The following is a 9,879-nucleotide window of genomic DNA, read 5'->3' as shown; positions in this document are numbered from 1 at the left end:
TTCCTTTACTGTGGAGATTAACTTGAGTCTTATTTTTTGTGGAAGGTAGAAAGATCCATGAAAATTTTCAGTGTAAAGAGGTCTTAATTTCAAATAAATATCTGGTAAGTTCTCTCTAAACCTTTTAAGGGAATCTCGTCTCGGTTTAAATGTTGATGTTATAACCTGTTTTATATAAGGAGCCGTTTTTTCTATTACTTCCTCTATACTTCCTCTATCATCATTAACAAATGGAATTATTGGATCAAGTCTTAAGATCACGGGAATTCCATTTTCATGAAGAGTTTTAATTGCCTCTAATCTTCTCTCAGGAGAAGGGGCAAAGGGTTCAATTTTTTTATATACCTCTTTAAAAGTTGTGATTGTTATGGAGACGGCTACATTCATATCCTTTAATATATCTATGTCTCTTTTAACAAGATCACTTTTTGTAACGATGAGAACCCTTACCTCTTCATCTCTAAATAGTTTTAGAATTTCTCTGGTTATAAAGAGATTTTTTTCAATGTATGGATAGGGATCAGATGAGTTGCTCATGGAAACAAAAAGGTTTTTATCCATCCTCTTTACATCTCTTTTAACACGATTTACTATATTTTTCTTCACCCTTACCCTAAATGCATCCTTTATGAACCCCGTTATATAGCAGTATATACATGAAAATGAACACCCTGTATAAGGATTCAATGAGTATTTCTTAGGGCATGTACATAGAGGGCTCTTCCAGGGATCAAACTCTCTTATTACATCCAATTTTTTAATATCTCTTCAATTCTTCTATATATATTTACTTTACCCCTCTTAACATCTTCAATTTCTCCATTCTTTTCAAAACTCTCTACAAAGTTCTTTATTATTCTCTCCCTTATAAGATACTTAAAAGTCTCAAATCTTCTTTTTTCCTCCAGCATTTCATATTCTTTACCACCCTCTATTTCTCTTTTTTTATTAATTACACTCTCAACTACCTCATTTATACCCTTTCCATTGAACGAACTTACAAGATGAACAGGGATTTTTTTCTTAAAATAGAGAGAAACTCCAGACTTCACACCTCTAAAAAAACTTTCTGCTTCCTTGTAATCACCTTTTGTTATTACAATTATATCTGAAATTTCCATCAGCCCACCCTTTAGTAATTGAATTTCATCACCAAGTCCTGGAGATAGCATAACTATTGTTAGATGGGAGAACTTGCTTATCCCAACCTCTCCTTGACCAACTCCAGCTGTTTCCACTATTATGAATCTAAACGGAGAAGAAGAAATGAGGTCAAGGATAAAAGGGAGAGTAGGAGAGATTCCACCAAGAAAACCTCTTGTTGCCATGGAACGAATGAAAATATTCTCTCCAGCATTTTTTATCCTTAATCTATCACCAAGAAAGGCGCCTCCAGATATCGGACTTGTGGGATCGCACAGAAGAAGGGTAGTTTTTCCAAACTCTTCACTTAAACCTCTTATAATCCTGTCTATAAATGTGCTTTTACCCACACCAAGGGGTCCTGTGATTCCAAGCACAAATATTTTGTTTCTAAATTCATACAGGTATTTTAGAAGTTTCCACCCTTCCTCTGTTTCATTCTCTACAAGGGTTATAGCCTTCCCAAGTATAAATTTATCTCCTCTTTTTACACCATCAACCAACTCTTTGAGTTTTAAATTCCTCATTTAAGAAGTCCACTGTTTCTTTAACACTTGAATCTGGAGGAAATATTTTTTTAAATCCAACCTTTAATAGTTTTGGTATATCTTCCTTTGGTATTGTTCCTCCTCCAAATAGAAGAATATCATCTCTCCCCTTTTCCTTTAACAGTTTTGCAACCCGTGTAAACAATTCAAGATGCGCTCCAGAAAGACATGAAAGACCAAGAGCATCCACATCTTCCTCTATAGCCATGTTTACTATTTCCTCCGGTGTTCTTCTTATACCTGTGTATATAACCTCGTATCCTGCATCCATCAAAGCTCTGGATATAACCTTTGCACCTCTATCATGACCATCAAGACCTGGTTTTGCTATAAGAATCCTTATTCTTCTCATTTTTCCTCCTTTTTCCTAAAAGGATTACCTCACCCATATTTTATTATAATTTAACCTTTATGTAAAAAATAAGGGGGCAAAAGACCCCCTTATTTAATAGAATCTACTCTTTCTCCTATTACTTAGTTTTTAACATGTCCTCAGGAAAGATATTCTTTGGTAATACTGCTATCACAATTAAAGCAAGAACTCCACCTGCAAGAGCTGTAAAAAGCTGTGGTGTCGAAAGCATAAGTACAAGCTTTGGAGGTGCTTTTACAAGATGTCTAACTCCATATGAGAGAAATAGATACTTTAGAATTGAGCCAACTATTATACCACCAATTTTTCCTGGCCATCCATATTTTTTGAAAAGACCAAAGCTTAATGTATAAAGGCCATTCCCAACCATTATAAGGGGAGGAAGAAATGCTACAGGCATAAGACCAGAGAGAAAAGCGATCCATGGAGTTAAGCATCCTATGACAACTCCTGCAACTATTCCAAGGGTGTATGTTGCAAGAATTAGAAAGAAATTAACAGCAGGACCTGTTATGAATTGTGGTAGTTTAAGTGCAGGAAAGAATGCGGCAAGTGCAAGGAAAACAGCGGTGTAAGTTATAAACATTATTTTTTTGTTTCTCATAATTCACCTCCCTTAATGAGAAGCAGCTCTTTCCTCAATGATTTCTCCTGTGATAGGATCCCTTATGTTGTATGCGGTGTGGAGTAATTTATGGGCAATGTGAGATCCGGGTTTTTCAAGGAATTTTTCGTATATCATCTTTATTGCAGGGTTTTCATGGGAAAATCTAACTGGTAAATTCTTATCCTCTTTGTATAAACCTTCTCCTCTTCTTGCTCTTCTTGCAAAGGTTGAACCATATGGTTGTCCTCCACCGCCGACACATCCACCGGGACACGCCATTATCTCTATAAATGTATATTCACTCTTACCAAAAGTTTCTATCTGTTTTCTGACCTTTTCAAGTAACTTTCTTGCATTCCCAAGTCCATGAGCAACAGCCACTTTCACTTTATTACCATCAATGTCAACCTCTGTCTCTTTTATACCTTCCATACCTCTAACTGCCTTTATATCAGGATTTTCCATGTTCTTCCCCGTTATCATATAGTATGCAGTTCTTAATGCAGCTTCCATTACTCCACCGGTTGCGCCAAATATAGTTCCAGCACCAGAATACATGCCAAGCTCACCACTTGGTTCCTCCTCTGGGAGAGTTTTTAAATCTATTCCTTTTGATTTAAGCATCCTTGCAAGTTCCCTTGTTGTTAAAACATAATCTACATCCTGATAACCAGAGGATCTCATTTCTGGTCTTCTTGCTTCAAACTTCTTTGCAGTGCAAGGCATAATAGACACAGAGACAATTTTTGCTGGATCTATACCTTTTTCCTTCGCATAGTATGTTTTCACCACTGCACCAAACATCTGCTGAGGTGATTTACATGTGGATACATGTTCACTTATGTCAGGGAAAAATGTTTCCATAAACTTTATCCATCCTGGAGAACAGGATGTTATAAGTGGAAGTTTTCCTCCATTTTTGATTCTCTCTATAAGCTCGTGCGCCTCCTCCATTATTGTAAGATCTGCTCCAAAGTTTGTATCAAAGACAGCATCAAAACCAAGTTTCTTTAACGCTGCATACATTTTCTTTGTTGTAACTGTTCCCGGTTCCATTCCAAACTCTTCTCCTAAAGATACTCTTATTGATGGTGCCTCCTGCACCACAACATGTTTATCCGGGTCAAGAATTGCATCCCAGACTTCATCTATCTCTGATTTCTCACTCAATGCACCTGTTGGACAAAAGGCAACACACTGACCACAGTTCACACAGACAGAGTTTCCAAGTCCCATATCAAGAAATGTTCCCACATATGAGTCTATTCCTCTGTTTACCATACTTATTGCTGAAACTGATTGCACTTCCTTGCAAACAGTTACGCATCTCTGACAGAGGATGCATTTATTTATATCCCTTACTATTGCGAGCGATGTAGTATCTTTCTCCTTTGGTGTTAAAATACTTGGAAATCTTTTTGTATCCACACCAAGAAAGTTTGCAAGTGTTTCTAACTCGCATTTACCCTGCTGTGGACATGATGGACACTCAACATTATGGTTTGAGAGGAGGAGTTCAACAATTGTTCTTCTAATTTCTCTTAATTTCTTTGAATCAGTTTTTACAATCATTCCCTCAGAAACTGGGGTAGAGCATGATCTTCTTGGAACTTTCATACCCTCTATTTCTACAACACATACACCGCATGAACCACTTGGTTTTAAATCTGGATGATAGCATAGATGAGGAATACCTATACCTGCTTTTTCTGCTGCCTGAAGAATAGTGGTTCCCTCAGGAACCTCAACTTCGATTCCATCTATTGTTAATCTAACCATTTTTCACCTCCGTTAGATAGATTTCTTTTTTAACTACCTTTTTACCCCTATCGCAGTGTAAACATCTTTTAGCTTCTTCCATAGCTTCTTCCTTGAGAAGACCTTTGTTCACCTCCAATGACAGAAGTTTTATTCTCTTCTCAATATCTTCAAGTTTTGGTTTCTTTCTCGGTATTTCCTTAAGGTATTCCTCTTCATTGTAATGTGTTTCAATTTCAACTCTCTCGGGGAATGGAAGAATTCCATCGTACCCGAAATATTTATCAATTGAGATTGCAGCAATTCTTCCATCTCTCACTGCTTCAACGACTGTGGATGGGTTGTTTACATCACCACCTGCAAAGACTCCAGGCATACTTGTTTCAAGTGTTCGTGGATTAACTTTAATTTGTCCTCTCTCTGTAATTTCCAATTCATCTTTGAAAGGAGAGATCTTTGCTTTCTGGCCTATACATACTATAGCTAAATCTACATCCATATCAAATTCTGATCCCTTAACAGGCACAGGTCTTCTTCTTCCACTTTTATCGAAACCTTTAAACTCCATTTTTGTCAACTTTACCTTCTCAAGTTTTTCTTTCCCAGAGAACTCTACAGGGTTTGTTAGGAACAAGAATTTAATTCCTTCCTCCATTGCCTCTTCCACTTCCTCAGGTTGTGCAGGCATTTCATTTCTTGATCTTCTGTAAGATACTATAACCTCCTTCGCATTAAGTCTTAAAGCAGTTCTTGCTGCATCCATGGCAGTTGAACCTCCGCCAAATACCATAACCCTCTTATCTGTTAAATCTATTCTCCTGTCAAGGTTTATCATCTTGAGAAAATCAATTCCATATGTTACTCCCTCAAGATCTTCTCCCGGAATATTCAATTTTCTGGATTCTTGGGCGCCAATCCCTATAAATATTGCATCAAATCCCTTTTCTTTTAACTCCCTTATGCTGCTTACAGGTGAATTCAATCTTATCTCCACTCCTGCCTTTTCAATTCTCTTTATTTCGCTCTCAACGATATCCTTTGGAAGTCTGTAGTCAGGTATTCCAATTCTCATCATTCCACCAGCTACAGGAAGAGCTTCAAACACCACTGGTTTGTATCCAAGCCTTGTAAGGTAAAATGCACAGGATAATCCTGCAGGTCCAGCACCAATAATTGCAACTTTTTCCTTCTTTGGATTCTCTGGAGGTGCAAATCCAATTCCCTTTTCTTTAGCCCAATCTGCAAATACTCTCTTTATTTCTCTAATAGCTACAGGTTCATCAAGTTTTCCTCTTTCACACTTTGCCTCACAGAAGGCAGGACATACTCTACCACATATGCTTGGAAATGGATTTCTCTCCATATGTATTTTGAAAGCCTCTTCCAGCTTACCTTCAGCCATTAAAGAGACATATCTTGGAACATCCACGTTTGCTGGGCAGGCATTTTCACATGGTGCATAGAAGAGGGAAGCGCAGACCCCTGCTCTACACTTCTTGTCAACAATATGTTCTATGTATTCATCTTTGAAGTATCTTAAGGTTGAAAGTACAGGATTTGGTGCTGTTTGACCAAGTCCACATAGAGATGCCTCTTTTATTATCTTTCCGAGTCTTTCAAGTTCCTCTATATCCTCAAGTTTCCCTTCACCTTTTGTAATTCTATCGAGAATCTTTAACATCTGTTTTAACCCAATTCTACATGGTGGACACTGACCACAGGATTCATCTACTGTAAATTCAAGGAAGAACTTTGCCATATTGACCATGCAGGTATCTTCGTCGAGAACAATGAGTCCGCCAGAACCCATTATTGCACCAAGACTTGTTAAAGATTCATAATCAACAGGGGTATTTAAGTGTTCCTTTGGAATACATCCACCTGAGGGACCACCAATTTGAACTGCCTTAAATTTCTTATTTTTGGGTATTCCTCCTCCAATATCATATATTATCTCTCCAAGCGTTATTCCCATGGGAACTTCCACAAGACCTGTATTGTTAAGTTTTCCTGTGAGAGCAAAAACTTTGGTTCCCTTACTTTTCTCTGTTCCAATAGATGCAAACCATTCAGGACCTTTAAGAATTATGTGTCTTATATTTGCGAGAGTTTCAACATTGTTTATTATTGTTGGTTTACCCCACAAACCCTTCTGAGCAGGAAATGGAGGTTTTGGTCTTGGCTGTCCTCTCTTTCCTTCAATGGAAGCAATAAGTGCCGTCTCCTCTCCACATACAAATGCGCCTGCACCCTGTCTAACCTCTATATCAAAGTCAAAACCGGTCTCAAGAATATTTTTTCCAAGTAGTCCATACTCTCTTGCCTGATTTATTGCTATCTGAATTCTTTTAACAGCCAGAGGATACTCTGCTCTTATATAAACATAGCCTTTGTGGGCGCCTATGGCATACCCTGCTATTATCATTCCCTCAATTACAGCATGTGGATCTCCTTCAAATACTGATCTATCCATAAATGCGCCAGGGTCTCCCTCATCGCCATTGCATATTACATATTTTTCTTCCCCCTTTGCCTCTCTGCCAAACTTCCATTTAAGTCCTGTTGGAAATCCTGCTCCGCCTCTGCCCCTAAGTCCTGATTTAAGCACAACATCTATCACCTGTTCGGGAGTCATCTCTGTAAGAACTTTGCTTAAAGCTTCATATCCTCCCACAGCAATATACTCTTCAATGTTTTCTGGATCAATCTCACCACAGTTGGAAAGGACAACCCTTAACTGCTTTGAGAAGAAAGGATGTTTCTTTTCCTCTGCAGGTGTTTCTATACCATGCCATAAAAGTCTTTTGACAGGTCTTCCCTTTATTATATGTTCTTCTACAATCTCAGGGACATCTTTTTCTTCTACTTGAGCATAGAGAACATCATCAGGGTATATTTTTACTACAGGACCAAATTCACACATTCCTCTACATCCAGTTCTAATAACATTCACCTCATCCAAAAGATTTCTCTTTTTTAACTCCTCAATCATCCTTTCAGCAACTTTGTCACTCCCTGATGAAGTGCAGCCTGTACCACCACATATAAGAACCTCTACTCTTTTCTTCATTTCACTCTTCCTCCATTTTTTCTCTTTGAACTATATATTTCTTTACAGGTCTTCCATACACAATATGCTCAGCAATTATCATCCTTGCTACCTCTGGACTCACTCCTCCGTAGATTGTTCTTATTTTTTTCTCCATATCCTCTACCACCACTGTTGGTTCTTCAGGATGAAGTCCCTTTTCCCCACTCTGAGTTACCAAAACATCTGTAAGATTCCTCTTTTCTATTTCTTCTAATATTGCCTTTAATGTCTCCCTTGCTCCAGAAGCAATACCACTTGTTGCCATTCCCACTATGATTCTTATTCTTATATTTTTGTTTCTAAGTCTTATCTTCTTTTTCAGCCTTTCTCTTAATTTTCTCAGTTCTTCTACCTTCAACCTACACCTCCCTTTCCTTTATTTCCTTTATGATTTCAACAGCTTTTGTTGGATTTAATCTCCCATAGACCTCATTATTTATCATCATTACAGGCGCAAGACCACAGGCTCCAAAACATCTTGCCGTTGAAAGTGTGAATAGTCTATCCTTTGTAGTTCCACCAATCTTTACATTGAGATGTTTCGATAGAGCTTCAAGTATATCCTCTGAACCTTTAACATGACAAGCTGTACCACGACATATGTTTATAAGGTATTTCCCTATAGGTTCAGTTCTAAAGAAGTTATAGAAGGTTATTATTCCATAGATATCAGCTGATGGGATGCCTGTCTCTTTGGCAATAAAGTACTGTACTTCCTCTGGAAGATAGCCAAATATCCTTTGTGCTTCAAGAAGTATCTGTAGAATTGAACCCCTTTTACCCTTGTTTTCATCAATGTACTCCTTAAGTTTCCTGTACTCCGGATTATCAGGAATTTTTAGATTCTTTACTTTTAGCATAAAAGTTACCTCCTTTTGTTTTGTTTTCCATTGATCTTAGCCCATCTCTTATGTATTTTTTAAGAACCCTCATAACTTCAGGGTGTATGACTGGTACCCCCTCAATAAATTTTTTTATTTTTCTTGTATCAAATACAAAATTCGTATTATTTTTCCTGTAGACAAATTTAAAATCTACAGAATCTGTCAGTATCAGTAATGAAAGCAAGGTGTCTTCAATGTTTCCAATAGGTGGAAGATCAATGTGGGATCTTTTAAATTTTGCAAAGACTATTGTACCTTTATTCTCTGCACTAACAATTTTAAAATCACCGTCGCATTGAAGAGTTGTTTGGTATAAAAGGGATATTCCCAGACCAACTTTTTTCTTTTTCTTTGTTGTATAGAAAGGATCTACAACTTTTTCAATCTCATCATTTCTTATACCTTTTCCGTCATCCTTTACTACCAATAGAATTTCATCTCTTTTCTCGTCATCAACCAGTATTATTTCTATAAACTTTGCTTTTGCTCTTACTGAGTTTTGAACAAGATCAATAATATGGAGAGAGAGTTCATTCATCATAGCATATCCTCCTTATCCTTACTTTTCCTCTATTGAGTGCAAGTATTAAATTCTCCTTTCCCTCAAGATAAAAAACTGTTATGCTCCTTCCTATATCTTTAAGGTAATGAGCATCTGAAAAAGATACAAAGTTAAAGTTTTTAAGAAAGCCGAATTTTTCCTTTAGTTTTTTTACATCTCTTTCATCTGAAATCTCCAATAAGGAAAATAGGTTGTGATCTGGAATATCATCATTATCGTTAACGAGAATCTGTTCTCCAAAGTAATCTGGGCTATTATTTACAGCTGGAAGTTTTTTATAAATGATGTTCCAGACTCTTCTAATCGATTCGTAGGATTCAAAGTAAGTTAAAACATGAACCTCTTCTTCAGTCTGAACCTCCATTCCAAATATAAACTTTAGATTTTCCTTTTCTGCCACTTTTTTGAAGGGGAGTAAATTCCCAATACTATTGTGATCTGTTATCGAAAAGGTATTCAGTCCTAACTCTTTGACTCTCCTTACAATATTGCATGGAGCCATTTCAAAATCTCCACATAGAGATAGAACAGAGTGTATATGTAAATCAGCTATTAGTTTCATTTCTTAACAATCTGTACAATTTTCCTGAAATCTCGAAAGAAGGTTCCTCTGTTGTCAATATCCATATCCTTTCCTTTTTTGCCCTATCAATTACTTCTTCATCGGGAATAAAACCATGGGAGATAACTATAGCTCCAATTTCTCTTAGAGTGGCCACTGCAACAGTGTTAAGGTGCCTTTGCACTGTTATCCATACGGAGTCCTTCGATGCCTTTGCCATCACTACAGATAGGAGATCACATGTAAATCCTGTCTTTACTTTAAAGCTTCTTCCTTTATTTAAGATCTTCAAATCTAAAAGCTCCACAGTGTCTTCAATCCTCACCACATGTTAATTATATATAAAAAAGT

11 protein-coding genes are annotated in these 9,879 nt (G+C 37.1%); all 11 read right to left on the bottom strand.

Going from position 1 to position 9,879, the window contains the following annotated elements:
• Positions 1-753, bottom strand: a 753-nt coding sequence (locus J7J33_06025; protein MCD6168837.1) for a radical SAM protein, incomplete at its 3' end; no start/stop codon positions are given.
• Positions 744-1,670: a hypothetical protein gene (locus J7J33_06020; protein MCD6168836.1), complete on the bottom strand. Its 927-nt coding sequence runs from the start codon at positions 1,668-1,670 to the stop codon at positions 744-746. The genes J7J33_06020 and J7J33_06025, both read right to left, overlap by 10 nt.
• Entirely contained in the window at positions 1,639-2,043 is a 405-nt protein-coding gene (locus J7J33_06015) for a cobalamin B12-binding domain-containing protein (protein MCD6168835.1), read from the bottom strand. The genes J7J33_06020 and J7J33_06015 overlap by 32 nt, the downstream gene beginning before the upstream one ends.
• Positions 2,044-2,161: 118 nt before the next feature.
• A complete protein-coding gene (locus J7J33_06010; GenBank protein MCD6168834.1) occupies positions 2,162-2,668 on the bottom strand; it encodes an ECF transporter S component in 507 nt (168 codons plus the stop codon).
• A 12-nt stretch (positions 2,669-2,680) separates the two neighbouring features.
• Entirely contained in the window at positions 2,681-4,450 is a 1,770-nt protein-coding gene (locus tag J7J33_06005; protein ID MCD6168833.1) for an iron hydrogenase small subunit, read from the bottom strand.
• Positions 4,443-7,499: an NADH-quinone oxidoreductase subunit NuoF gene (gene nuoF, locus J7J33_06000; GenBank protein ID MCD6168832.1), complete on the bottom strand. Its 3,057-nt coding sequence runs from the start codon at positions 7,497-7,499 to the stop codon at positions 4,443-4,445. The genes J7J33_06005 and nuoF overlap by 8 nt, the downstream gene beginning before the upstream one ends.
• Position 7,500: 1 nt before the next feature.
• Positions 7,501-7,878: a (2Fe-2S) ferredoxin domain-containing protein gene (locus J7J33_05995; protein MCD6168831.1), complete on the bottom strand. Its 378-nt coding sequence runs from the start codon at positions 7,876-7,878 to the stop codon at positions 7,501-7,503.
• 1 nt (position 7,879) lies between these two features.
• Positions 7,880-8,380 (bottom strand): NADH-quinone oxidoreductase subunit NuoE, encoded by a 501-nt coding sequence (gene nuoE, locus J7J33_05990; protein ID MCD6168830.1) that lies wholly within the window; start codon positions 8,378-8,380, stop codon positions 7,880-7,882.
• Positions 8,349-8,945, bottom strand: a complete 597-nt coding sequence (locus J7J33_05985) for a sensor histidine kinase (protein ID MCD6168829.1) — start codon at positions 8,943-8,945, stop codon at positions 8,349-8,351. Before J7J33_05985 ends, nuoE begins: the two co-directional genes overlap by 32 nt.
• Positions 8,935-9,528, bottom strand: coding sequence for a PHP domain-containing protein (locus J7J33_05980; protein MCD6168828.1), 594 nt, complete (start codon positions 9,526-9,528; stop codon positions 8,935-8,937). The genes J7J33_05985 and J7J33_05980 overlap by 11 nt, the downstream gene beginning before the upstream one ends.
• On the bottom strand, positions 9,512-9,853 hold the full coding sequence (locus J7J33_05975) for a serine kinase (protein ID MCD6168827.1): 342 nt from the start codon (positions 9,851-9,853) through the stop codon (positions 9,512-9,514). The genes J7J33_05980 and J7J33_05975 overlap by 17 nt, the downstream gene beginning before the upstream one ends.
• Positions 9,854-9,879 lie beyond the last annotated feature (26 nt).

It is taken from the genome of Caldisericia bacterium, assembly GCA_021158845.1.
Classification (GTDB): Bacteria; Caldisericota; Caldisericia; order B22-G15; family B22-G15; genus B22-G15.
This window is presented reverse-complemented; position numbering and strand designations above follow the sequence as displayed.